Raw genomic sequence first — 25,072 nt, forward strand, 5'->3', positions numbered from 1 at the left:
CGGCTACTGGAACCTGATCCGCGGGTCGACCAGGGCGACCAGGATGTCCGACAGGATGTTGCCAATCAGCAGCAGCAGGCTGGCGAGCAGCACCACGCCCATGACCACCGGGTAATCGCGGTCGAGAATGGCGGTCAGGCCCAGCAGGCCGAAACCGTCGATGTCGAAAATGGTTTCGATCAGGAAGGAGCCGGAGACCAGCAGGGTAATGTTCTGGCCGAAGGTGGTGGCGATGGGGATCAGGGAGTTCCTGACTGCGTGGCGGGTGACCGACTGGCGGAAGGACACGCCCTTGGCCACCGCGGTGCGGATGTAGTCGGCGGCCAGGTTATCCATCAGGTGGTTCTTCAGCAGCAGGGTCACCAGGGCAAAGCTGCCGACCAGATAGCAGACCAGCGGCAGCGCCGAGTGGTGCAGCAGGTCCAGCAGCTGTTGCCCCGGACCCAGGTCGTGGAAGTTGTAGCTGACAAAGCCGCCCATGGGAAACCACTCCAGGCGGACGGCAAAGAACAGGATCAACAGGGAACCCAGGGCGTAGCCCGGAATGGCATAGCCGATGAAAATAAGAATTGAACTGACGTTGTCGACGAAGGTGCGATGGCGTATGGCCTTGAGGATGCCCAGCGGAATGCACACCGCGTAGGTCAGCACCAGGGTCACCAGCCCGTAGTACAGTGATACCGGGAAGCGCTGCTGGATAACGTCCCAGACCGGCTCGTTGTAGCGATAGGAGGAGCCCAGGTCACCCTGCACCACCTTGCCAAGCCAGTGGGCGTAGCTTTGCAGGACCGGCTTGTCGAAGCCGTAGTAGGCGCGCAGCCGGTCCAGCTGCGCCTCGGAAATGGCCATGCCCTGCCCGGCCATTTGCGAGCCACCACCACCGGTCATGCTCATCTGCTGAGTTTCCATGATCGCCCGTTCCAGCGGCCCGCCGGGTACCAGGCGGGTGATGGCGAATACGATGATGGTGACACCGATCAGCGTGGGGGGGACGAGCAAAAGGCGTCGGAGGAAATAGTCGCGCATGCTGTTGCCGGTGGGGCCCCTGTGGAGGTTCTGCCTGCATGTGGGTGGATCAGCTCAGCGGTCGATGGTGCCACAAAGCGACCGCGGGGCAAAGCGGGAAGGGTGCGCCTGCATCCGCTGTTGTCCAAGATGCGTACTGTTAAGCGGAGCGCTACTGGAGAGGGCCTGGCGCAGAGGGCAACGAGGACAATTGACATGCCGGAAGGACCAGAAATTCGCCGTGCCGCCGACCGCATAGCGGCCGTGCTGGAGGGGAATGTTGTCGAAACCGTGCGCTTTGCGGCACCGCGGCTGCGCAGGGAGGCATCGATCCTGCGCGGTCACCGGGTGGCGGGGGTGGAGACCCGGGGCAAGGCAATGCTGATTCACTTTGAGCACGGCTGGAGTATCTACTCCCACAATCAGCTGTACGGCGTGTGGCGGGTACAGCCAGGGCTCAGTCTGCCGGACAGCTCCCGTTCGCTGCGCCTGCTGCTGCAGACTGCGAGCGCATCCGCCCTGCTCTACAGTGCCTCGGATATCAGCGTCTGGCGCACGGAAGAACTCAGCGCCCATCCGTTCCTGGCTCGCCTGGGCCCGGACATCATGGACACCGGTCTCGGCTGGCGCGACATCGCTGCACGCCTGCAGGCCCCTGGCTTTACCGGCCGCAGTCTGGCTGCCCTGTATCTGGATCAGCGCTTTCTCGCCGGTGTGGGCAACTACCTGCGCAGTGAGATCCTGTTCGCTGCGGGCTTGCATCCCGCGCGCAAGGCATCCTCCCTCGGGGTGCGCGAGCGTGGTCGCCTGGCCCGGGAGACACTGGCAATCAGCCAGCGTAGCTACCGTACTGGAGGTGTCACCCTGTCGGCGCCCCTGGCGCGTGCGTTGGCCAAGTCCGGGCTGCCCCGGGAGCAGCGCCGGTTTGCCGTATTCGGCCGCATGGATCTGCCCTGTTACGGCTGCGGCGGTCGCATCGTGCGCACAGAAAGCAACAGCCGGCGCCTGTACCTGTGCCCCGGCTGTCAGCCCGGCTGAGCCGCCCGGCGGCTCCGGCGCGCCTAGCGGTTGTTGTTGAGGCGCTGCTGGCGACGCCAGTCCCAGGGGGGCACCGGATCGCTGCCCGCCCATAACCCGCGCCGGGCTTCAACGGCATCGCGCTGGGCTGCTTCCAGTGGGCGTTCGTGGCGGGCAAAGTGCTGGTACCACCAGGCGTGGCCCTGCTGCACCATGGCCAGGTTGATATTGCCGCCATCGGCATAGAGAGTGCCCACCAGGCGACCGTAATCGTCGGTTTCCACGACCACCACGCCCAGGCGCCTGCCGCTGACCATTGCCGCAAGCGCTTCGCGGGCCCGGTCGCCATGGGGCTGGTCCAGCTCCGGCGCATCAATGCCGAACAGGCGAATCCGGTGCTGTTTGTTGTCGCCGTCCAGCAGGGAAACCGTATCGCCGTCCGCCACCCTGACAATGCGACCGCTGATATCAAAGCGTGGCAGGGGGATGCCCTCCCGGGCGGCGCCTGCCTCCTCCAGCTTGTCGGCAGCGTGGCGCCAGCCGGGATCGGCGCCGTCGTCTCCGGTCAGCGTCGCCAGCACTTGCCGGTGCCAGGTGATTTCGCCGTTGGAGAAATACTGGAACAGGGTCAGGCCCAGCAGTATCACCGCGACGCGGGTCAGGTTCTTGCGTGAAAGAGCGCTCATTCCTTTCATCACTGGGGCCTAGCCTGCTGCGCTTGCATTGGCACGACCGCCCTGCAGCAGGTAGCTCATCAGCGTTATCGGTACACCGTTCTTGGTAGACACCGCCAGCATCTCCCACCCCAGCGCCCGGTAGAAGGCCGCATGTTCCGGGGTGTACAGGTAGAGTCTTTGCAGGCCGCGCTGATAACCCTGCTCGCAGGCGTGCAGCACCAGCTGCTTGCCCAGCCCGCGGCCTCGCCACGCCCGCTCTACCCAGAGATTGGCCAGCCAGGGGGTGAGCTCCGGTCTGCTGTCCAGGTCATGTTCAATCAGGGAGACTGAGCCGATGACGGCCCCGTCGGCCACCAGAACCCAGGTTGACGGTACCGGATCCGTGCCCAGGGAGCGCGCCAGGTCGGTGGCAAAGCTGGCGACGCTGTCCTCGGGATACAGCTCCCGCCACTCGGCCAGGTGCGCTGCCGCCAGAATGTCGATGGCCTCTGGCCGGTCGCCCAGCGGCAGTATGTCAGCGACAATTGTGTCACGGGCCTTTAACATCGGCGCTATAGCCTCGTCCGTTCTCATTTGCTCAGGATACCGCGCCCGATGATTTCACGCCGCCATTTTCTCAGGCTGTCCTCGACACTGGCCGGTTCCGTGGTGGTATCCACGGCCCTCGGCGGTTGCCAGCCGCTGCGGTCGCGCGATTCGCTGTCGGCCGCACAATTTGTGCACGGTGTCGCATCGGGCGATCCAGCCAGCGACAGCGTCCTGCTGTGGACCCGGGCCACGTCCGCCGCGGGCGAAGCTGCGCTCGAACTCGCCTGGGAGCTGGCCGAGGACGCCGGATTTGCCCGGGTCATCAGGCGCGGCCAGGCCCAGGCGACAGCGGAACGCGACTACACCGTCAAGGTTGAGGCGCGCGATCTCAGGCCGGGCACTGACTATTTCTACCGTTTCAGCGCGCGCGACAGCCAGAGCGTGGCGGGTCGGACGAGGACCCTCCCCGCAGCCGGTGTGCGGCGGGTGCGGCTCGCGGTGTTCTCCTGTGCCAATTTTCCCGCGGGCTATTTCCACGCCTATCGTGAGGGCAGCCGCGTGGCCGATCTGGACGCGTTTGTGCATCTCGGCGACTACCTCTACGAATACGGTACCGGAGGCTACGCCACCGGGCGGGCGCACGAGCTGGGTCGCAGTCTGCCGGCTGACAACAGCGGCGAACTGTACAGCCTTGCAGACTATCGCAAGCGCTATGCCCTGTACCGCACAGACCCCGACCTGCAGGCCCTGCATGCCGCCGCCCCCTGTATCGCCGTGTGGGACGACCACGAAGTCGCCAATGACGCCTGGCGGGATGGCGCGGAGAATCACTCGGACGAAGAAGGGGATTTCGGCGAGCGCAAGCTGGCGGCCCTGCGGGCCTGGTACGAGTGGCTGCCGGTACGCCCCCCGGTCGCCGAGGGCAGCGAACAGATCTACCGCAGCTTCGACTTCGGAGACCTGCTGTCCCTGCATATGCTCGACACCCGTATCATCGGACGCGACCGGCTGCTGGAGTACCGCGACTACGTGGATTCCGCAAGCGGGGCTATGGATCAGGAGCGGTTCCGGAACGACCTTCTCCGCCCCGGGCGCAGTCTTTTGGGAGGCGCGCAGCTGGCCTGGCTGGGTGAGCGTCTCGCTGCCTCCGAGGCCCGCTGGCAGCTGCTGGGCCAGCAGGTGCTGATGGCGAAAATGCACCTGCCGGCGGAACTGCTGGGCGTCGAGGACCTGACGGACCTGCCGCCGCTGGTCGCCGAGTTTGCCGAGCTGAAGGCTGCGCTGCTCCAGGGCGCGGAGATCGGCGCGGAGCAGCAAGCCCGCTTGCAGCGGGTGACCCCTTACAACCTGGATGCCTGGGATGGCTACCCGGTGGAGCGGGAACAGCTCTACGCTCTGGCGCGGCAGCTGGGCAAGCGCCTTGTCGTGCTTGCCGGTGATACCCACAACGCCTGGTACAGCCGGCTCCACGACCAGCGGGGCAACGAGATCGGGGTGGAGCTGGCTACCGCCAGCGTGTCGTCACCGGGAATGGAGCAATACCTGGGCCTGGATGACGATGCGGCGCGGGAGCTGGCGGAGGCAATGGCCCTGCTGGTCGACGAGCTGCAGTACTGCAACCTCCACCAGCGCGGATTCATGCTGCTGACCGTGACCCCCGGCGCCCTGGAATCAGACTGGCTGTTTGTCGACACGACCAGTGACCGGTCCTACCTGCCGGCCGCTGGTCACCGCGTGGTGCTGGAAACCTGATCGGACTCTTTCAGCGGCTGCGGCTGCACGGTTACCGCCTCGCCGGCGCCCGTCAACCAGACCTCGCCGCCGGAGAGCGTGCATTGCAGGGCGAGCCCGCTGCGGGCCATGGCGGCGAGTGCGCGGGCGCTGCTGTCGGGTATCTGCCAGATCTCCAGGTGCCGGAACCGGGCCAGGCTGGGGCCGTGCTTCTGCCACCACACCGGGGCAGCCCGGTCCCCGTAGGCGTACAGGACGACCCGCCGTGAGCGGGAGCAGGCCTTGCGCAGGCGGTCCGGGTCGGGGGTGCCGAGCTCTATCCAGGTCTCGATGCTGCCGGTCAGGTCCTTTTGCCACAGGTCCGGTTCGTCATCGGTACTGATCCCGCGGCCGAATTCAAGGCTCTCGCTGGCGTGCAGGGCAAAGGCCAGCACACGCAGCATCATCCGCTCGTCGGTTTCCGAAGGGTGGCGAGCCAGGGTCAGGGGGAAATCGGCGTAGAACTGGCGGTCCAGGTCGGCAACGTTGAGATCGAGCTTGAAGATGGTGGACTTGAGCGCCATGGCATCAGCTTATGCGGTATCAGGGTGGCGCACTATAGCGCATGCGCGTTGGCGGGGCACGAGCCGGCCCCCCCCGGGCGGCTCAGCGCCACAGGCGAGGAACCAGCACCGGCGTGTTCGCCTGGTAGGCCTGCCACTCAGGGTCGTGACCCCAGCGCCGCGCGGCCTTGCGCTCCAGCAGGGGCACGCCGCTGACCCTGGTCAACAGCAGGTAGACGAATAGGGGCGAGATCAGCGTCAGCCACTGCCATCCCGCCAGCGCCGGCGCCGCGAGCATGGCGATGCCACACCACAGCAGGATCTCGCCGAAGTAATTCGGATGCCGTGAGCGGGCCCAGAGCCCGCTGCTTATAAAACCCTCTCCGCCCTGGCGGCGCCGGAATACGCGTTTCTGGTGGTCCGCGGCGATCTCGATCGCGAAGCCGGCGACCCACAGCAGCAGCCCGAGGGCTTCCAGCCCGCCCGCCGGTCCCGCGCCGGTGCTGCTGATCGCCGCCAGCGCGCAGCCGGCGGTGATCAGGACCCACAGGCCCTGCAGGGTCCAGGTGAACAGGAACTTGCCGGCATGGGGCTTGATCTGGTCAAAGCGAGAATCATTGCCGTCCTTGAGTATCCGCAGGAACAGGAAACTGCCAAGGCGCAGGGCCCACAGGCTGATGCAGCCGGCCAGGAGCAGGCTGCGGGTATCCTCGGCACCGCTCAGTCCAACTGCCAGCCAGACCACCGCCAGGTAGGTGCACGAGCCGGTCAGGTCGTAGAACTTTTCGGTTTGCAGCAGCCACGCCGGCACAAAGGCCAGCCACTGTATTATCAGCGCCAGCAGCGCGCACAGGGCAAATACTGGCCAACCGGCCCAGCGCGCGCCAGTGTGGCTTCCGGCGAGGGCGATACCCAGCGCCAGGGCGAGTACGATGGCCATGTGCAGCAGTGACTTTGTCGCAGCTCCGCCACGGGTTGCGGGATTTGGCGCCATTGCCTTCCTCACCCCTTGCGCGCCGTCACCAGCCAGACAGCCCCGGGCAGGCGTATTTTTCCGGCGCTGAACCAGGGCGACATGGCCTCTGTGGCGGCGCTGTAAACGGCTTCCCGTAGAGTCGGGTCGCAGTTCTGCAGCAGGCGGCTTACCGGCCCCATGTTCAGCATGTCACGCGCTGTAGTACCGAGATCATCGTCACGCCCCCAGGCCATGGTCACCGCGTGTGAGCATATGTCGACATCATTGAACCCTGCTCCCGCCAGCACCGACCGGGTGTAGTCGGCATCGGCAAACGCGAATGGGCCCGGTGCATGGGGCGGGGGTGGCTCCGGCGCGGGCAGGTGCTGGAGTGCAGCCCTGAGCGGGAGCATCGCCCACAGGTTCTCCTGCAGCGGTTGCCAGCAGGAGAAAGCCAGCTTGGCCCCCGGCTCCAGTGCCTGGTACAGGTTGACGAATGCCGCCTTCGGTTCAGCAAAGAACATCACTCCGAAGCGGGAGAACAGCAGGTCGAAGCTGGCGGGCGCAAAGACATGGTTCGAAGCGTCCGCTTCGAGGAAATCGACCCGTGTACCACTGGCGCCCGCTGCCCGGGCGCGCTGCCGGGCGACTGCCAGCAGCGGGGCGGAAATGTCCACGCCGAGGACAGTGGCCTGCGGCCCCAGGTGCTCTGCCAGCATCAGGGTTTCGCTGCCGCCGCCACAGCCTACATCCAGGACCCGGGTCGCGCCGCCGATATTGGCGTGCTTTAGCAGGTCCCCGGCGATGGGTGCCAGCATCTCCGCCATCATCGCGTCATTATCCGCCCACTTTTGGCCGGCCTCCCCATTCCAGTATTCCATCTGCTCCGAGTTGTTCATGAACGTTCCCTGATCCTGTTGGCATCAGCAGGAAGCATACAACAGACAACACCGACCGTGTGGTCCGCGAACACGGCTTGTCGTTGCCCCGGTATTCGTTTCGGTTTTGACAAAAACATAAGAAAGTTCTAATGTAATTTCATTGAGGCCGTGGAGCTTCCCCAAGGAGATGTTATGACACTTGATCGCGCAGTGATGGCCTTTGCCGGCGTCATGATTTTAATCAGCCTCGTACTGGCCCAGATCCACAGCAGTTACTGGCTATGGTTTACCGCTTTTGTGGGAGCCAACCTCCTGCAAGCCGCATTCACAGGCTTTTGCCCGGCTGCTGTACTGTTCAGGAAGCTTGGCATAAGGACAGGAACGGCATTTTCCTGAGGACATCATAATGAAACAGATAGTCGTTCTGGGCGCGGGCATAGGCGGAATCGCCATGGCCTACGAATTGCGCCATGTGCTTGGCAAGCGCGCTGCCATTACCGTGGTGTCGGATACCGAATGGTTCCAGTTTGTCCCTTCCAACCCGTGGGTGTCGGTGGGCTGGCGCAAGCCGGAGGACATCAAGATCCACCTGCCCGAGGTAATGGCCAAGTACGATATCGCTTTCACTGCCTCCGGAGCCGCGCAGGTGCGTGCAGAGAAAAACCAGGTGCTGCTCGGCGACGGCAGCGAACTGGATTATGACTATCTGGTCATTGCCACCGGGCCAGAGCTGGCCTTCGACGAAATCGAGGGCCTGGGGCCGGAGGGTTTTACCTCATCCGTGTGCCACGTGGATCACGCCGCCCTGGCGGAGGAGAAATGGCGGCAGTTTTGCGCAGAACCTGGGCCCATGGTCGTCGGTGCGGTGCAGGGAGCATCCTGTTTTGGTCCGGCTTACGAGTATGCCCTGCTGGCCGCGACTGACCTGCGCAAGAAGAAGATCCGCGACCAGGTGCCGATTACCTTCGTGACTTCCGAGCCCTATATCGGGCACCTCGGGCTGGGCGGCGTGGGAGATACCAAGTCACAGCTCGAGTCGCTGATGCGGGAGCGCGACGTCAAGTGGATAACCAATGCCAGGGTTGAGCGCATTACCGCCGACGCGGTGGAAGTGGTGGAAGTTGACGATACCGGGGTGGAAAAGAAACGGCATACACTGCCCAGCAAGCACAACATGTTCATCCCCGGTTTCCGTGGGGTGAAATGTCTCCGCGATGCAGCAGGCGAGGGGTTCAAGAATTTGTGCAATCCCCGCGGCTTCGTGCTGGTGGACGAATACCAGTGCAATCCCACTTACCGCAATGTCTACGCCGTGGGTGTTTGCGTTGCCATTCCGCCGATCGAGCAGACGCCAGTAGCGGTGGGTGCCCCGAAAACCGGCTACATGATTGAGTCCATGGTGGCTGCGGTGGGCGCGAATATTCGCCACCAGATTGAGGGCAGGGAGCCCTCGGACAGGCCCACCCTGAACGCAGTGTGCCTGGCGGACTTCGGCGACAGCGGAGTGGCGTTTGTGGCCCTGCCGCAGTTCCCTCCCCGCAACCTGAACTGGTCCAGCGAGGGCTACTGGGTGCACCTTGCCAAGATCGGCTTCGAGAAATATTTCCTGCACAAGGTCCGTGCGGGCTCGGCAGAGCCCGGTTACGAGCGGATTGTCATGAAGGCGCTGGGGATTGAGCGCCTGAAAGGCAACTGACAGCCGGTGCGCCGGTATCCTCTGGAGCAGGGTCAACGGCCGTCAGTCCCAGCATGGATGCCTTGCTGACAGCCTGCACGCGGTTGCGGACATTCAGCTTGGCAAAGATATTCTTGAGGTGAAAGCGCACGGTGTTCTCGGACAGGTCCAGGTCCCTGGCAATTACCTTGTTGGCAGCACCCAGGGTCAGCAGGGCCAGAACCTCTTGTTCACGCTTGCTGAGCAGGGGCTTGGTCGAGCCGCCGGTCGCTGGTGCCAGCAGCCGCTCCCTGATGGCGACAGCATGGTTCAGCAACCCCGGGTTTAGGTCCTCGCTGTGCTCCAGGTACAGGGCGATGAGATTGTCGAGCGGACCCGCATCGTCAACCAGGGCGCGGACGAAACCGGTGCGCCGTGACAGTGCCAGGCCCCGTTCTGTGTGTTCTCGCGCCTGTTCTCTGTCGTCCAGCGCCAGGGCTGCCTGGGCCATCAACATTGCATAGCGTATTGAAGAGCGCAGGCGCCCCTGCTCCAGGGCCTGTGCCGAAAAATGCTCCAGCTCCGCGAGCGCCTCCCGGCTGCGTCCCTCTGCGAGGAGCAGGCGGCTGATGGCAAGCGCCGCAACATCGCGCTCGCGCCATGCCGCCTCCTTGCCGTCACCACTGCGGTAGGCCTCAAGGCTGATGCCGGAATTCGTCAACACCGCACGCGCTGCCCGGTGCTTGCCGGCTCGTACCAGGAGTTCGATGCGCTGGCACTGCAGCAGATCTTCCAGGCGCGCCAGGCGCTGCTGGTCGGCGTATTTCATTGCCCTGTCCAGCAAGCGCAGGGCCGGCTTCAGGCCTGAACGCCGGTACTCGATGTTGCTGACCGTGCAGTAGCCGGCCAGGTAGATATCGAACCAGGCCTCTCGAGCCTCCAGCTCGCGGGGGAGCTGCCGCAGTACCATGAGTGAGATTTCGTCGCGGTCCAGTTCGTCGAGCAACTCGAACAGCAGTACATGACCGATGAGCCTGAGGCCTTTGTCCTCGCTGAACTTGCGTCGTGCGATGTCCAGCCCGACGCGGTAGAGCTCCTCCGCCCTGGCGGACTCGCCCTCGGCAAAGCTGGCGTCGCCGAGGTGGAAGTACAGGTAGCTTTCGCCATACAGGGAGCCTATTTCGCGAAAGTTGCGTATGGCCTCCCGGGCGAAGTGACGGGCACTGCGGAAATCACCCTGCTGTGTATGGACCACACACATGAGATTGTAGTGGAAGGCGCGTCGCTCCGGATCCTGCCGGTCGATCCGGGGTGTTGACTCCAGCAGGGCCTGGTAGCTGGTTTCCCGGATTCGGCGCCCGGCATAGATGGCCAGATAGGCGTCGATCTGTCTGAGCTCGTTAAGCAGGGTATCGGGTATCTCTGTCGCCGAGATGGCAGCATCGTCCCGGGCTAGCTGCTCCGCCTCGCGGAATGTCTGCAGGGCTCTGAATACCAGCCCGTCCTTGACCTCGATGATACTCTGCAGCAACAACAGCAACGGCGAGGTCCCAATGACCCGTGTGTCGAGCAGCCCCAGCGCCGTTCGAATCCGGGTAATGCCCTCGCGCAGCCAGAGGGAAATGGTCCCCATGGACTCGATAATGTCGATGGCGCTACCGGGGTTATCGGCGAGCACGCAGTGGCGTACCGCATTGACCAGGTCGGACTCGTGCGCATGCCAGCCCGCGATGCGGGCGTGCAAGTGTCGGAGGCGTGCCGGATCCTGAATCTGTAGCCGCCGGTAAAGATGCTCCCGCAACAGCGGGTGTAGCTGAAAGATGTCACCGGGCCCGGATATTGGCCGTATCAGGCTGTGCAGGTGCTGGAGCCGGTGAATGCGTTGCAGGCTGTCATCGACCTCCAGCACGTGATTGGCCAATTGGCAATCGACTCTCTCCAGCGGTGCAACTGACATCAGAAATTGCCGGTCTGACTCCTCCAGACTTTCCAGGATCTGGTGGGCAAGGTAGGCCGACAAGGTGCCGGTATCCCGGCCCAGCTCCTGCAGCACCCGCTCGTGGTCGCGCTCGCTGGCGAGGGCGCTGCGCAGCATTTGTACTGCGACCGGCCAGCCACGGGTGCGGCGGTAGACTTCCTCTGCTGCGGCGGCAGGCAGCTGGTCCGAGAAAATCTCCTGGATTTCGGGCAGGGTGAACTGCAGTGCGGTGGGGTCAAGGCGCTGCACTTGCCCGTCGACCTCATGCCGGCTGACGTCTAGCTCGCTGTCATCGCGGGTGGCGATACAAAGATGCAGGTTCCGGGGTGCGTAGCGTAACAGTGGCTGAATGATTGCCGAGATGGTCGCCGGCCTGAGCTTTTCGAAATCGTCGATGACCAGCAGAACGCGTCCGGGCCAGGCGTCGATGCTGTGCTGGATAAGACTGAGAATCTGGCGGGACGTCAGTTCTCCGCGGAAAGCGTTGCTGTCCTGGTAGGTGGGTTGCAGAACGCCGGCCCGGGACAGGCTGAAGGCGAGATAAGTCAGCAGCTGCAGATCATCGTTGTCATCTTCGTCGATCGCCAGCCAGCAGCAGGTTGCTGCGTTGTCTGGCAGTTGTCGCAACCAGTTGGCGATCAGCGTGCTTTTTCCATACCCCGCGGGAGCGCTGACAATGGTCGCCAGCTTTGACAAGCCCTCGTTCAGTCGCAGCTCGAGACCCCGGCGGGCCAGTGCATCCAGCCGTTGGCTGGGCGGATAGACCTTGGCCACTGTCAGCCACGGCGGGAAGGCCGTTGCCGGGTGGGGGGTACCTTGTGTGGCATGTTCCTGCATGAGAGAGACTGTATAAGACTGGCGGCGAGAAATCGACGCGCACGCACCCTGATATGCCTACCCGAACGGGTAGGCTCACTACGCTGCAGGAGATTATTGCCCCACCCGCGGACAACGACTTCCCACACCAGAAGCTGATTGTGAGCGGAGGTCGCTCTGGCTAGGGTAAGCCCAAGGCAGTCAGGGATACATAGCGCAATGAGAATCGGAGTCGATGTCGGTGGGACGAATACGGACGCAGTGCTGGTGGATGGCCTGCGGGTGGTTGCCAGTTGCAAGCAGCCTACGACAGAGGATGTCAGCTCTGGTATCGAAGCCGCTCTGCGCACGGTAATGAGGACCGCCGCGGTCGGGGCGGAAGCCGTAACCTCGGTGATGATTGGCACCACCCATTTCACCAACGCCTTCGTGGCCCGCCAGTCACTGCTGCCGGTGGGTATTCTACGGGTAGCCCTGCCCGCTGCCAGGGGTATTCCGCCGCTGGTGGACTGGCCCGGGGATATTCGCCAGGCAATCGGTGGCCCCAGTTTTCAGGTGCGTGGTGGCGTGCAATACGATGGCCGTGTGAACGCGGAGCTCGACGAAGATGCCGTGCGCGAGGCGGCCGGCCACTTTCGCAATGCGGGGATACAGACCGTGGCCATCTCTTCCCTGTTTTCGCCCATCAGTGCCGATATGGAACTGCGCGCAGCGGGCATCGTGCGGTCGGAGATGGGTGCGGAGGTGTCGATCACCCTGTCCCATACCATTGGCAGGATCGGACTGCTGGAGCGAGAGAACGCCACCGTCATGAACGCTTCGCTAGCCCGGTTGTCCCGCGAGGTTGTCCGTTCCTTTGGCGAAGCGATGCGCGCCCTGCAGCTGGATGCTCCTTTCTTTATCAGCCAGAACGACGGCACCCTGATGAGCGCGGATTTCGTCGAGCGCTACCCTGTGCTGACCTTTGCTTCAGGCCCGACCAACAGCATGCGCGGAGCCGCGCGGCTGGGTGGTCATGAAACCGCGATGGTGGCCGACATTGGCGGCACTACCACTGATTTTGGCTGGCTGGCGGGCGGCTTCCCGCGGGAATCCTCGGTATCTGTGGATGTCGGCGGCGTACGCACCAATTTCCGCATGCCCGATATTTACGCGTTAGGGCTGGGCGGGGGATCCCGCATCGTGGAGCAGGCCGGTGATATCGCCATTGGTCCGGGCTCGGTGGGTTACCGCCTGCTGGATGAAGCCCTGGTGTTTGGCGGGTCCACACTGACTGCGACGGACATTGCGGTCGCGGCAGGCTACGCCGAAATCGGCGACCGTGAACGTGTGGCACACCTTGATCCCGCCCTGGTGGAGCGCTGTGTCGCCCGCATGCACGACATGGTGGCTGCCGGGGTTGACCGGATGAAAACCAGTGCCGAACCGGTGCCGTTGATCCTGGTGGGAGGCGGCGCGGTGCTGATTAACCGGGATATCCCCGGAACCTCCGAGGTCATCGTGCCGGAGCACGCCGGCGTCGCCAACGCCATCGGTGCATCAATTGCCCAGATAGGAGGTGAAACCGACAGGGTTTTCTCCTATGAGCAAAGCGGTCGCGACGAGGCATTGGCTACCGCGCGGGCGGAAGCTTGCGAGCGCGCTGTGGCCGCCGGTGCACGACCTGACAGTATCAAGGTTATCGACCTGGAGGAATTGCCGCTGGCTTATGTGCCCGGCAATGCTGTGCGGGTGAAGGTCAAGGTGGCCGGGGACCTGGCCATCGGTAGTTGAAATCGCCAGAGCGCTACGGGAGCACACAAGCGAACATGAAAATCAGTCTGGAAGACCTGCCCTACATTGCCACTGGCGCTGCGTTCCTGGGGACCGGCGGCGGGGGTGACCCTTACATAGGCCGGATGCTGGCAACCAGTGCGATAGAGGAGTTCGGATCACCGGAGCTGGTTGGTGTGGAAAGCCTTGCGGACGATGCCAATGTCTACACCATCGCGATGCTGGGGGCGCCCACGGTGCTGGTAGAGAAGGGTGCCTGTGGCGATGACATTGATCTCGCCCTCGCACGGCTGCAGGAATACACCGGCCGGCCAGCGGATGCGGTTATCCCGATCGAAATTGGCGGGGTCAACTCCCTTGTTCCGGTGATGGCCGCCGCCCGCACCGGGTTGCCACTGGTGGACGCCGACGGGATGGGTCGAGCCTTTCCGGAAATCCAGATGGTTACCTACAACGTGCACGGCGTTTCCTGTACTCCGCTGGTGGTGACCGACGAGCACCTGAACTCACTGGTGGTGAATACCGGCAGCGCCAAGCGCGCGGAGGATCTGGTGCGTGTGTGCGCGGTGGAAATGGGTTGCAGCGTCATGCTTTCCAGCTATCTCATGACCGGTCGCCAGGTCAAGGACAGTGCGGTTACCGGTACCATGACCCTGGCGCTGGAGATAGGTCGCGCCATCGCCGCGGGACGCAAGGCTGGAGATCCGGTGGCGGCGCTGCTGTCGGCACTGCGCGCCACGCCTTATTACAATCACTGCAAGGTGATCTTCGACGGCAAGGTCAGTGACCTGCAGCGCGATACGCGGGGCGGGTTCTCGGTGGGTCTGTGCGACCTTGTGGCGCTGGACGGAAGCGGAGCCAGCTTGCAGCTGACGTTCCAGAATGAGCATCTGGTTGCCCGGCAGGGTGACGCCGTGCGGGCCATAGTGCCCGACCTGATCTGTGTGGTGGATCGCGAAACGGCCGAGCCGATCCCGGTTGAGGGGCTCAAGTACGGGCAGCGGGTGAAGGTGCTTGGTGTCAGTGCGCCTCCCATTCTCAGAACGCCGGCGGCACTGCAGGTCTTCGGGCCCGCTGCCTTCGGGCTGGACGACATTTTCCAGCCAATCGAATCATTGTAAAAAATCGAACCAACATCAACTCTCGGGGAGAACGATATGCAGGTCAATAGCAGGATGATCGGGGCGATACTCGCTGCCACTACCGCCGGATTCCAATATCAGCTCGCGGCCCAGCCGGCTTCCGGCCTGCAGCTCGAGGAGGTCATTGTCACGGCGCAGAAGCGCGAGCAAAGTTTCAATGAGGTCGGGATTGCGGTTACCGCCCTGAGTGGCGATGAGATAAAAGCGCTGCGTCTCAACCAGCCGGTGGATATCGCGGCTCAGACACCCAATTTGCGCATTAATAACGTGGTCGCCAACTCCATTCCCAATGTCACGATCCGCGGTATCGGACTCAATGACTATGCGACCAACAACAATCCTGCGGCGGGTATCTATATCGACGAGGTATACCTGGTGTCACCGGCCATGCTCAGCTTCCAGATGCATGACCTGGCCCGGGTTGAAGTCCTGAAAGGCCCGCAGGGAACCCTGTTCGGGCGCAACACCACCGCCGGTGCGGTCAATTTCATCGCCAACCGCCCGAGCGAGGAATTTACCGCGGGGGCAACGCTGGACTACGGCCGCTACGAACACGCTTCCGGCCAGGGCTTTGTCAGTGGTGAGTTGATGCCGGGGCTGGCGGGGCGTCTGTCGGTACAGCGAATCCGCCAGAGCGAGGGCCACCAGACCAATCGCGTCACCGGCGAGGATGTGGGCAGGGTAGCCAGCACCGCCTGGCGCGCCCTGTTGCAGTGGCAGCCCACGGAATCCCTGGATATTCTCCTCAACGTCCACGGCGGCAAGGATGACTCGGACATCCACCTGGTGAAGATCGACAACCCGTTTTCGGCAGAGGACGACGGCGATCGCGATGTGTTCCGCTCCGGGTCGTCGGTGGCAACCCTGCAGCAAATAGACAGCGAAGGGTTCTCCCTGACCGCCAACTGGGCCTTTGCCGACGCGCTCAGCCTGACCTCTATCAGCGCCTGGGAAGAACTGGACCGCTTCCATGTGGAAGACCGTGACGCCACCAGCCTGGCCCAGCTCGACGGTTATTTCGATAACGCCGTGGAGCAGTTCTCCCAGGAACTCCGCCTCACCTACCTCGGTGATGAACTGGTGTGGATAGCCGGCGCCTTCTACGGCAATGACGACGTCAAGACCCGGGACCGTTTTGATGCCGGCGACCTGCTGCCACTGCTGGGCCTGGATGGTTTCGCATCGCTGGGCAACGAATACCGCCAGGACTCCGACTCCATCGCCCTGTTCCTGCATACAGAGTGGCAGGCTACACCTGTGTGGCGCCTGACCGCCGGTCTGCGCTATACAGACGAGGAAAAGACCTTTGCCGATGCTTTCACTTACCTGATCGGCGACGGCATCGAGGCTCCCCTGTTCCCGTCAGTGCGCAATGAATACAGCAATGACGATGTATCCGGAAAGTTCGGGGTTGATTACACCGGGTTCGAGGATACGCTGCTCTACGCCAGCATATCGCGGGGATTCAAGTCCGGCGGATTCCAGGGCCAGCTGACCTTTAACCCGGCCGACTTGCAACCGTTCCAGGAGGAAAGCCTGCTGGCCTACGAGGCCGGAGCCAAACTGACCTTGCTGGATGGTTCGATGCAGCTGAACGCCTCCATTTTCTGCTACGACTATGAGGATATGCAATTCTACGGTGGCATCTTTGATTCGCCGGTCGGCACCCTGTTCGGGATTGCCAATGTCGGTGATTCGGAGGTTACGGGTGGTGAAATTGAACTGGCATGGCGACCCGTCCAGGGGTTGGACCTGCGGCTCGGCATGGGATTGCTGGATACCGAGATCACCAGCTCCGTCGTCGGCGGCGTTGTCGAGGGCAGTGAGCTGCCGAATTCCCCGGAGTTGAACCTCAATGGGGTACTGCGCTACCAGTGGCCCCTGTCGTCGGGCCTCTATGCCGATGCCATGGTGGATTTCAACTACCAGGATGACATGGCCTTCGATATCGTGCGCCAGCCGCTGGAGGCCCGGGAGGACAGTTATTGGCTGTGGAATGCGCGCGCGGGCATTGGTGCCGCATCCGGGGCGTGGACGCTGTCGCTCTGGGGCAAGAACCTGTCCGATGAGCGCTATCGCACCCAGGTGTTGTTTTCCAGCGTGGGTTTTGGCGAGTCCTGGGGCATGCCCCGGACTTATGGGGTCAGCCTGGACCTGAGCATCTGATTCCCCGGACATCACCAAGCAGAGGCAGCGATATGAAATCAGTCATCCACATCATTACCCCGATTATCACAGAAGGTATCCGCAGTCTCGATGATGTCCAGCCCTTCCTGCGTCAGGACCTGGAGGTCCGCCACAGCCTTATCGTGAACGGTCCCGCATCCATAGAGTGCTCGGTGGATGAGGCCCTCAGTATTCCGGGCATTCTCGAACAGGCGGTGGCCGCGGAGCGTGACGGTGCCTCGGCACTGATCATTGATTGCATGGGGGATCCCGGGCTGGAAGCCTGCCGGGAGCTGGTGTCGATTCCCGTGCTCGGTCCGGCACAAACCTGTATGCACTACGCCAGCATGCTGGGGCATCACTTTGCATTTATTACGGTCCTGGACCGGCTCAAGCCAATGATAGATGGTCTGGTTGCACGCTACGGGCTGCAGGCGAATTACGCCGGATTCGGTGCTGTCGATATTCCGGTGCTGGAAATCGAGCAGCGCCTCGATGAGCTGTTGGAGCAACTGGTGGCCGCATCCCTGCACAGCGTGGAGAGTACCCGGGCCGGCGCCATTATTCTGGGTTGTACCGGTTTCTTCGGATGTGCCGAGGCCATCGCAGAGCGGCTCGCTGCGGCGGGCTATGCAGTGCCGGTGCTGGACCCGATTCCGCTGACCCTGCATGCAGCGGATGTCCTGGTGAAGACCGGTCTGAGCCACAGCAAGTACATCTATCCCGCTCCCAGGCGCAAGCCCCTGGCGGGCTACGCATTGCCGGGTGCGTACGATACCGTTTGAGCAAGAGTGGCCGGGAGCTAGTACCCGGGTGCGGTTGCCCCCGGCTACTAGTCGCCTGGCATCTTTTTTGTTGCGCGGCGCTCGACGATAATATGCGGTCACTCTTTATCGGAGCGCCACGATGAACAACGCTGACCAGCCGCAGGGCAATGCTTTTCAGGGCAAGGTAGTCTGGATTACCGGAGCCTCGGGCGGGATTGGCGCCGCCCTGGCCAGGCATCTCGCTGCACGCGGTGCCCGCCTGGTGCTTTCCGCCCGGCGCGCGGAGGCCCTGGAAACCGTAAAAGCTGACTGCGTCGGAGCCGGGGTGTCAGCGGAGTCGGTGCTGGTACTGCCACTGGATGTGGCGGCGACCAACACCATGCCGGCGGCGGTGGAGGCGGTGCTGGCACACTTCGGCCACATAGACCTGCTGGTCAATAATGCCGGCATATCCCAGCGTTCCCTGTGCCTGGAAACAGAGCTGGACGTCTACCGCCAGTTGTTCGAGGTGGATGTCATTGGCCAGATCGCCCTCACCAAGCAGGTGTTGCCGCACATGGTCGCCCGTGGCAGTGGCCATGTGGCGGTGACCGCGAGTGTGGCGGGCAAGGTGGGTGTACCCCTGCGTACTGGATATTGCGCCGCCAAACACGCAGTAATGGGTTTCTTTGACGCCCTGCGCTCGGAGGTGGCACATCTGGGGGTTCGCGTCACCACCATTGTGCCCGGCTTTATCCGCACCGATATCGCCCGCAACGCCCTCACGGGAACCGGGGCGCCGATGGGGGCAGCGGACGAGGATATTGAGGGCGGCATGGATGTCGACGAGTGTGCCGCCGCCATCCTTGGGGGTCTCGCCCTGGGCACCGAGGAGATCGATGTTGGCAAGGGCGCGGAAATGGATCTGCTGTCGCTCAAGCGCAGTGATCCTGTCGGCACCTTTCGGCTGATGGAGGCAATGGCCGCGGAAGTGTTTGCCAGGCGCCAGTCCTGATCCGGCGCCGTCCTGCGGGGCGGCCGCGTTTCCTTGCCAAAAATATGTGGTCAGCTGACTGCGGCGGACCCTGCGGTCAGGATCTGCTGCAGGAACTGCAGGTGTTCAGCGGCCTCGTGTCCCAGCGGGGTGAGAAAACCGCCGTCCTCGTGGTCCACCAGGCCCTTGGCGTGCAGGCGGCTGGCGGCGGCAATCATCTCCGGGGCCGCATTGCTGTGGATTTTCAGCCCGACCTGGGCGCTGCTCAGGTCGAACTTCAGCAGGAGATCAATCTCGTCTATCAAATCCGGGGTCAGTGTCATCGCGGCTTCCAGTCAGTGTTATTGCGCAAGCATAGCGCATTAGTGCCGCCCGGGCTGCAGTCTCCCGCGCCGGTCAGTCATTTTCCGCCAGGGGGGCGCGAACAACCGGCTCCAGGCGCACGATGGCAGAGGGCTTGGCGCCACGGTCATCGATGGCGAGGTAGACAAAGCCGTCTGGCCCCTGGCGTACATCGCGGATGCGGCCCAGGCCCTTGACCAGGCTTTCCTCTCGTACGACACGCTGCCCATCCAGTTCCAGCAGCGTCACTTCCTGTCCCGACAGCCCTCCGGCCAACAGGTGGCCGCGCCAGTGCGGGAAGGCATCGCCGGTGTAAAGTGCCAGTCCGGAAGTGCCGATGGACGGCACCCAGACCTTGCGCGGCTGGGTCATGCCCTCGGCGTGGGTGGCGGCGTGAATAGCCGAGCCAGAGTTGTAGTTGACTCCATAGCCGATCACGGGCCAGCCGTAGTTGGCGCCGGCTTCCACCAGATTGAGTTCGTCTCCACCCTGGGGGCCGTGCTCGGTCAGCCACAGCTCGCCGGTGGCCGGATTCATGAGCATGCCCTGGGCGTTGCGGTGGCCGTAGCTCCAGATCTCCCCGAGGGCGTTGCGCTTGCCCACGAAAGGGTTGTCTCCGGGAATACTGCCATCTTCCATAAGCCGCACCACCACGCCGTGGTGGTCGGACAGCAACTGTGCCGGGTGTTTTTCCAGCTCGCCGGACGGCGGTACCTGGCGATCGCCGATGGTGACGAAGATATGGCCCTTGCCATCGAACACAATGCGGGAACCGTAGTGTCCGCGGCCGCGGGATGTGGCTGCAAAAATTTCCTCGACCTCCCGCAGCGCGCCGTCCCGGTAACGCCCGCGGATGACCGCGGTGGTGGACTCATCGCCCGGCAGTGGCTTGGAGTAGGAGAGGTACAGCAGTTGGTTGAGGGCGAAATCGGGGTGTGGGACCACGTCGAGCAGCCCACCCTGACCGCGGTAGTAGACTTCTGGCAGGCCTGTCACTGGCTCCTGCAGCAGCTCGCCGTTGCGCACGACACGCAATCGCCCCGGCTGTTCGGTGACCAGCATCTCGCCGTTGGGCAGGAAAGCCATGGACCAGGGCCGGATCAAACCCTCAGCCACGGTCGCCACGCGGTAGTCGTGGAACGCGGAATAGCGGGTCTCGCCGGTCTGCGCCGGCTGTGCGCTGGCGTGGTTTGCGGTAGCGAGCAACAGCGCCAACACCATCCCCAGTTTTTTCATGAAGTAAGCTCCCGGCGGTGAATTTGGCCCGCAAGTATAGCCGGTTCGCACCTCCCGGGCGAAACCCCGCAGCGGTCGCCTCAAGGCGCCGCCGGCGAACTGTCACTAATCTGCAATTTCCCCGTCATCCCATTGTCATTGACACGGCCTAGTATCGCGCCGGTCAAAAACAATCGTCACGGCGTCAGCACGGCGTCGCCGGAGAACCGCCGCGGCATCATGCTCGATGGCGTTGCTTCCGACATGCTGGACTCCATGACAGTCTACAAGACGCTCACCCCGAACCTCGACGCAGATACGATCGGCGGCGCTATTGATCTGGAGACCATCAGTGCTTTCAAACACGACGGCTTCCACGCCAAGGTGAAGGCAGAGACCTCCTGGAACGAACTGACCGGGGACAGCAACAACCCCAAGCTTGCAGTGGTCGCCAGCAACCGCTTCCAGCTGGCGGATGGTGAGCTGGGCGTGGCGCTGACCCTGAGCGACCAGAGTCGCCGCATCGTGTCGGAAACAATGAAACCGGTGGCTGGTCGGATGTCGCCATCAACGAAGACTACGAAATGCGGTACTACGATCTGGAGCGCGAGCGCCAGGGTGTAGTTCTCAATTTCGATTATCACGCCGCGAGCGGCAACAAGTACTACGCCCGCTTTTTCCACAACGAATACACCGACACCGAGGACCGCACCAAATGGGAAGTTCGCCGTGCCTTCGAGGATGAGCCGGTGATCGACGGCGACATCGCGACCTATCCCTTCCAACGTGTGGATACTGAATCCCGCCCCCGGATAGAAACCCGCACCATCAGTTCGGTCCAGCTGGGGAGCGAATTCCAGCTCACCGAGCGCAGCACCCTCAAGGCCGAGATTTTTGGTTCTGAAGCGGAGCAGGACGATACCGACAAGTGGAACGTGATTTTCCGCAGTGCCCAGCTCGACGTTCCGATGACCTACGACAACAGCAACCCGAAGAAACCGGTGATCAACTTCGCCCAGGAACTCTACGACCCGGCCAATTTCGAGTTGAGCGCCTTCGAGGCGGAAAACGCCCTGACCACGGACCGGGATGTCGGCTTCAAGCTGGACCTGAGCTATACCCTGAATGAGCGCACCGAGCTGCAGTACGGCATCAAGTATCGCCAGCGGGAGAAGGACAACGACTTCAATTTCTGCGGCTATGAGCCAGTGGCTGATTCCACCCTGGCGGATTATCCGAACCAGGAGATCGGCGACTACTTTGGCAACCGGCACGGGCCGGCGCCGACGGTCGCCGGCACTCGCGGCCTGATTTCCACTCTGGGTGACGGCGTGTTCATGCTCTCCGATGGCACAACCTGTCGCGCCCCGGGGAGTGCCTGGGAGATGAGTGGCGACGAGGATGAGGAATCCATCGCCGCGGACTGGTATACCGATGAGGACATTCTGGCCGGCTACCTGATGGCCACCACCGCGACCGATACGGTGACCTGGATCTACGGCCTGCGCTATGAGGACACCAGGGCTACTTATGCGGGCAAGCAGTTTGACGGTGACGCCTTTGCCGGCCCGGTAGCGTTTGACAACGACTACGGATTCCTCGCGCCTTCACTGAATGTCCGGGTCGACCTGAATGATGAACAGGTGCTGCGGCTGGGTGCGTTCCGCTCCCTGGTGCGGCCCGGATTTGGTGAATCTGCCGCCGGTGCGGAAATCGACCTGGAGGACAACGAGATCGACGGTGGCAACCCCTTCCTGGATCCCACGGTTGCCTTGAATTTTGACGTCAGCTTCGAATGGTATCGGGGTGACGAGACCTTCATCGGAGCGGGCCTGTTCTACAAGGACATCAAGGATGCGATTGTGGAGGTGGACGCAGCAGATACTGCCCTCCGCGGTCGGGTCTGGGACCGGGCTGAAACCTTCATCAATGCTGGCGACAGCAGCATCTGGGGTGCCGAGTTCTCCTACCAAACGGCGCTGGACAACGGCTTTCTGCTGGTGCTGAACTACACCTACGCCGATGGCGAGACCGACCTGCCGGCGGATTCCGCCTACGGTGAGCGCAGCATCCCGTACTTCAAGCAGGCGAGGCACACAGCCAACGTTTCTGTGGGCTACGACAGGGGGCCATGGGATGTCCGCCTGGCGGCCAACTATCGCGACAAATACCTCGATGCGATCGGTGGCCAGGCGCTGAATGATCGCTATACCGGCGACTTCGTGCAGGTGGACTTGACCGGAAAATACGCTATCAACGACAAGTTGACCCTGAATGCGTCCGCAATCAATCTCAACGACCGCCCGGAGTTCTACTACTTCGGCAACGAGCGCCGCCTGTCGCAGTACGACGAGTTCGGCACCACCTATGAGCTTGGCCTGACCTATATTTTCTGAGGAAGATCATGCACAAGTACCTTGCTGTATTGCTACTCGCCTGCGCCCTGCCGGCGCTGGCAGATGCCCCGGTGGCGGGGGTCAGGCTGGTGGAGAACGTGTTGTACTTCCCCCAGCCGGAGAGTGCCCCCGCCGAGGTTTATGCCCTGGTGGAAATTCCCGCAGGCAGTGGTATCAAATACGAACTGGACGCGGCGACCGGCCACCTGCTGGTGGATCGCTTTCAGTCCATGCCGGTGGTGTACCCCGCGAACTACGGTACCCTGCCGTCGACCCTTGCGGGAGACAATGATCCGCTCGATGTTCTGGTGTTTACCCGTGAGCCGGTGGCACCCGCTGCCCTGATCCGGGTACGGCCGATAGGAGTGCTGCGAATGCTCGATGGCGGCGAACAGGATGACAAGCTCCTCGCCGTGCCGGCGGATGCAGTGGATCCCACATACGCGGGGATAAGGGATATTGGTGACCTGCCAGAGATTGAATTGCAGCGTCTGCAGGCATTTTTTTCCGTTTACAAGCAGCTGCCTGCAGGCCGCAAGCAGGTTGAGTTGCAGGGCCTGGGCGACCGTGGTGTTGCACTGGAGGTCACCCGGGCCGCGCTGCGGCGGTTTGCGGCCGCAGCCGGTGCCGGAGCAGACTGACGTCTGTGACCGACAGCCTTCTTTCGCTGCCGTCAAGTCTTGCGTCTGGCGCGGCGCGGTGTAAGTATCCGCCGACATGTGTTGTGGATAGTGTCAGTCATGAACCCGCGGAAGTTCCCTGCCCTGCTGTTGCTGGTTGCTTGCTCCCCGGCTCTGGCCGACGCCGGCTTCCCGGCCTGCCTGCTCACGCTGCAGAACCAGGCTCGCGAGGCGCGGGTCGCCGACTGGATCGTTGACGAGGTGGTACCCGGCCTGCAGCAGCAGGAGCGGGTGCTGGCGCTTGACGGCAAGCAGCCGGAGTTCGTCCAGACCTTTGCCCAGTATCTGAATGCCCGAGTGACCCAGGCGCGGATAGACCAGGGGCGCATCCTGTATCGCAAGCACCGGGACTTCCTGGCTCGCCTGCAGCAGAAGTACGGCGTACCTGGACACTACCTGGTCGCGTTTTGGGGGCTGGAAACCAACTTCGGCAGTTATCTCGGCGGTATGCCCACCCTCGACTCCCTGGCGACTCTCGCCTGCGATACCCGCCGGGCGGAATTCTTTGGCGGCGAATTTATCGCGGCGCTGCAGCTGCTGGAGCGGGAGCGCCTGCAGCCTGCGGAAATGCGTGGTTCCTGGGCCGGTGCCGTCGGGCACACCCAGTTCATGCCCAGCAACTATCTGCGCTACGCTGTGGACGGTGACGGGGATGGCCGCATCGACCTCTGGGGCAGTGAGCAGGATGCCCTCGCCTCCGGTGCCAACTTTCTGAGCCAGCTGGGCTGGGTGCCGGAACTGCGCTGGGGCCGTGAAGTGCGCCTGCAGCCGGGTTTCCGCTTTGACCTGGCCGGTAGCGGCAAGCGGCGTCCATTGCTGGAGTGGTCCCAACTCGGGGTGCGTCGCAGCGACGGTGGCACATTACCGGAGTCGGAGTTGCAGGCGGTAATCCTGCTGCCGGCGGGAGCCGCCGGCCCCGCTTTCATGGTGTACGAGAATTTCGATGTCATCATGCGCTGGAACCGTTCGGAGTCCTATGCCCTGTCGGTGGGGCATCTGGCGGACCGTATTGCCGGTGCCGGCCCCTTGCAACAGCCTCCCCCTGTGAATCAGCGTCCCCTGTCGCGGGGCGATGTTGAACTTGTCCAGCAGCAGCTCAACGAGCTGGGTTTCGAGGCCGGTGCCGAGGACGGTATTTTTGGCTCGGGCACCCGTGCCGCCCTGAGTGAATTCCAGCGCAGCAAGGGCATGGTTGCGGATGGTTACCCCGACGCGGCCAGTATCGAGGGCCTTGAACAGGCCGCAACGGGCGCTACGGAAGGTCGTGGCGATAACTAGCGCAGCGGCCGCATCCTCTCTCGCGACTCGCCCGGCCGCAGGCTCCGTTCAGCGCCCCTGAGCTGGCCCCGGGCTTGCCTGCAGCATCTCATCGTGCTCCGCCATATTCCAGGGCAGGCTGGCGGGCGAGATGTGCAGGAAGTGCAGGTGCTTCTCCAGCTGGTCGAGAATATCCGTAATGATGTCCTGCTGGTCGAAACCGAACAGGTCATAGGCCTGGCCCCCCCGGCGCAGGAAGACTTCCGCCCGGTAGTAGGTGTGGGGCGCGTCCCGGTGGTGGTCCATTTCCGGGAAGGCGTAGTCGGGCAGGGCATGCTCGATCATCCGGATCTCGTAGACGAAGTCGACCCGGTCATCCTTGATCACCTCCAGCCAGATGCGGAAGGGGGCTTCCTCTTCGTGCAATCTGGCACTCCAGCCCTGCTTGTCCAGTTCCCGCTGCACCCGGGTCATGGCCTTGCGCACGGTAGTGGTGATGAATTCCGCCACCTGTGCCTGGTCCGGGTGGCTGACCATTCCGGCCAGGCGCCGGCGCCAGAGCCCCTTGCCGGAGGTG

The 25,072-nt window shown here is 63.1% G+C and carries 22 protein-coding genes and 1 pseudogene; 13 read left to right on the top strand and 10 right to left on the bottom strand.

Features of this window, described 5'->3' with window-relative positions:
- Positions 1–3 precede the first annotated feature (3 nt).
- On the bottom strand, positions 4–1,026 hold the full coding sequence (locus RJQ10_RS01700; protein ID WP_350142994.1) for an ABC transporter permease: 1,023 nt from the start codon (positions 1,024–1,026) through the stop codon (positions 4–6).
- 195 nt (positions 1,027–1,221) lie between these two features.
- Between RJQ10_RS01700 and nei the strand changes: the two genes are divergently transcribed.
- On the top strand, positions 1,222–2,043 hold the full coding sequence (nei, locus tag RJQ10_RS01705; protein WP_350142996.1) for an endonuclease VIII: 822 nt from the start codon (positions 1,222–1,224) through the stop codon (positions 2,041–2,043).
- Between the two features lie 23 nt (positions 2,044–2,066).
- Here nei and RJQ10_RS01710 read toward each other — a convergent pair whose 3' ends face one another.
- A complete protein-coding gene (locus tag RJQ10_RS01710; RefSeq protein WP_350142998.1) occupies positions 2,067–2,708 on the bottom strand; it encodes a thermonuclease family protein in 642 nt (213 codons plus the stop codon).
- 18 nt (positions 2,709–2,726) lie between these two features.
- Positions 2,727–3,245, bottom strand: coding sequence for a GNAT family N-acetyltransferase (locus tag RJQ10_RS01715; RefSeq protein ID WP_350143000.1), 519 nt, complete (start codon positions 3,243–3,245; stop codon positions 2,727–2,729).
- 48 nt (positions 3,246–3,293) lie between these two features.
- Here RJQ10_RS01715 and RJQ10_RS01720 point away from each other — a divergent pair, with 48 nt between their 5' ends.
- A complete protein-coding gene (locus RJQ10_RS01720) occupies positions 3,294–4,979 on the top strand; it encodes an alkaline phosphatase D family protein (RefSeq protein ID WP_350143002.1) in 1,686 nt (561 codons plus the stop codon).
- Here the strand turns inward: RJQ10_RS01720 and RJQ10_RS01725 are convergent.
- From RJQ10_RS01725 to RJQ10_RS01735, 3 genes are all read right to left on the bottom strand, one after another.
- Positions 4,955–5,521, bottom strand: a complete 567-nt coding sequence (locus tag RJQ10_RS01725) for a YaeQ family protein (RefSeq protein ID WP_350143004.1) — start codon at positions 5,519–5,521, stop codon at positions 4,955–4,957. The two genes, RJQ10_RS01720 and RJQ10_RS01725, sit on opposite strands and share 25 nt — an antisense overlap.
- 82 nt (positions 5,522–5,603) lie before the next feature.
- A complete protein-coding gene (locus RJQ10_RS01730; protein WP_350143006.1) occupies positions 5,604–6,494 on the bottom strand; it encodes a DUF1295 domain-containing protein in 891 nt (296 codons plus the stop codon).
- A gap of 8 nt (positions 6,495–6,502) precedes the next feature.
- Complete coding sequence (locus RJQ10_RS01735; protein ID WP_350143008.1) at positions 6,503–7,354, bottom strand: class I SAM-dependent methyltransferase; 852 nt, start codon at positions 7,352–7,354, stop codon at positions 6,503–6,505.
- A 174-nt stretch (positions 7,355–7,528) separates the two neighbouring features.
- Between RJQ10_RS01735 and RJQ10_RS01740 the strand changes: the two genes are divergently transcribed.
- Both RJQ10_RS01740 and RJQ10_RS01745 read left to right on the top strand, forming a co-directional pair.
- The gene (locus RJQ10_RS01740; RefSeq protein ID WP_350143010.1) at positions 7,529–7,732 is read left to right on the top strand and encodes a YgaP family membrane protein; all 204 of its coding nucleotides are present in this window, start codon (positions 7,529–7,531) and stop codon (positions 7,730–7,732) included.
- A gap of 10 nt (positions 7,733–7,742) precedes the next feature.
- Positions 7,743–9,032: an NAD(P)/FAD-dependent oxidoreductase gene (locus tag RJQ10_RS01745; protein ID WP_350143012.1), complete on the top strand. Its 1,290-nt coding sequence runs from the start codon at positions 7,743–7,745 to the stop codon at positions 9,030–9,032.
- Here RJQ10_RS01745 and RJQ10_RS01750 read toward each other — a convergent pair.
- Positions 8,992–11,805, bottom strand: a complete 2,814-nt coding sequence (locus RJQ10_RS01750; protein ID WP_350143014.1) for a LuxR C-terminal-related transcriptional regulator — start codon at positions 11,803–11,805, stop codon at positions 8,992–8,994. The genes RJQ10_RS01745 and RJQ10_RS01750 overlap by 41 nt on opposite strands.
- A gap of 198 nt (positions 11,806–12,003) precedes the next feature.
- Between RJQ10_RS01750 and RJQ10_RS01755 the strand changes: the two genes are divergently transcribed.
- From RJQ10_RS01755 to RJQ10_RS01775, 5 genes are all read left to right on the top strand, one after another.
- Complete coding sequence (locus RJQ10_RS01755) at positions 12,004–13,557, top strand: hydantoinase/oxoprolinase N-terminal domain-containing protein (protein ID WP_350143016.1); 1,554 nt, start codon at positions 12,004–12,006, stop codon at positions 13,555–13,557.
- A gap of 35 nt (positions 13,558–13,592) precedes the next feature.
- Positions 13,593–14,678, top strand: a complete 1,086-nt coding sequence (locus tag RJQ10_RS01760; RefSeq protein WP_350143018.1) for an S-methyl thiohydantoin desulfurase family protein — start codon at positions 13,593–13,595, stop codon at positions 14,676–14,678.
- Between the two features lie 36 nt (positions 14,679–14,714).
- Positions 14,715–16,865: a TonB-dependent receptor gene (locus RJQ10_RS01765; protein WP_350143020.1), complete on the top strand. Its 2,151-nt coding sequence runs from the start codon at positions 14,715–14,717 to the stop codon at positions 16,863–16,865.
- Positions 16,866–16,897: 32 nt separating this feature from the next.
- The gene (locus tag RJQ10_RS01770; RefSeq protein ID WP_350143022.1) at positions 16,898–17,650 is read left to right on the top strand and encodes an aspartate/glutamate racemase family protein; all 753 of its coding nucleotides are present in this window, start codon (positions 16,898–16,900) and stop codon (positions 17,648–17,650) included.
- 121 nt (positions 17,651–17,771) lie between these two features.
- Positions 17,772–18,626, top strand: a complete 855-nt coding sequence (locus RJQ10_RS01775; protein WP_350143024.1) for an SDR family oxidoreductase — start codon at positions 17,772–17,774, stop codon at positions 18,624–18,626.
- A gap of 50 nt (positions 18,627–18,676) precedes the next feature.
- Here the strand turns inward: RJQ10_RS01775 and RJQ10_RS01780 are convergent, their stop codons facing one another.
- Together RJQ10_RS01780 and RJQ10_RS01785 are read right to left on the bottom strand one after the other, a co-directional pair.
- Positions 18,677–18,928 carry a TIGR02647 family protein gene (locus RJQ10_RS01780; RefSeq protein WP_350143026.1) on the bottom strand — a complete coding sequence of 84 codons (252 nt, stop codon included), beginning with the start codon at positions 18,926–18,928 and terminating at the stop codon, positions 18,677–18,679.
- A 73-nt stretch (positions 18,929–19,001) separates the two neighbouring features.
- Positions 19,002–20,183, bottom strand: a complete 1,182-nt coding sequence (locus RJQ10_RS01785) for a PQQ-dependent sugar dehydrogenase (RefSeq protein ID WP_350143028.1) — start codon at positions 20,181–20,183, stop codon at positions 19,002–19,004.
- A gap of 138 nt (positions 20,184–20,321) precedes the next feature.
- Between RJQ10_RS01785 and RJQ10_RS01790 the strand changes: the two genes are divergently transcribed.
- The 4 genes from RJQ10_RS01790 to RJQ10_RS01805 all read left to right on the top strand — a co-directional run bounded on the left by RJQ10_RS01790 (position 20,322) and on the right by RJQ10_RS01805 (position 24,516).
- Complete coding sequence (locus tag RJQ10_RS01790) at positions 20,322–20,786, top strand: hypothetical protein (RefSeq protein WP_350143030.1); 465 nt, start codon at positions 20,322–20,324, stop codon at positions 20,784–20,786.
- Positions 20,747–22,558, top strand: coding sequence for a TonB-dependent receptor (locus RJQ10_RS01795; RefSeq protein WP_350143032.1), 1,812 nt, complete (start codon positions 20,747–20,749; stop codon positions 22,556–22,558). Before RJQ10_RS01790 ends, RJQ10_RS01795 begins: the two co-directional genes overlap by 40 nt.
- A gap of 8 nt (positions 22,559–22,566) precedes the next feature.
- Entirely contained in the window at positions 22,567–23,199 is a 633-nt protein-coding gene (locus RJQ10_RS01800) for an inorganic diphosphatase (protein WP_350143034.1), read from the top strand.
- A gap of 99 nt (positions 23,200–23,298) precedes the next feature.
- Positions 23,299–24,516, top strand: coding sequence for a lytic murein transglycosylase (locus RJQ10_RS01805; protein WP_350143036.1), 1,218 nt, complete (start codon positions 23,299–23,301; stop codon positions 24,514–24,516).
- Positions 24,517–24,564: 48 nt separating this feature from the next.
- Here RJQ10_RS01805 and RJQ10_RS01810 read toward each other — a convergent pair.
- Positions 24,565–25,072, bottom strand: a pseudogene (locus RJQ10_RS01810) (choline transporter); the annotation flags it as partial.

The organism is Haliea sp. (genome assembly GCF_040222615.1).
GTDB lineage: Bacteria > Pseudomonadota > Gammaproteobacteria > Pseudomonadales > Halieaceae > Haliea.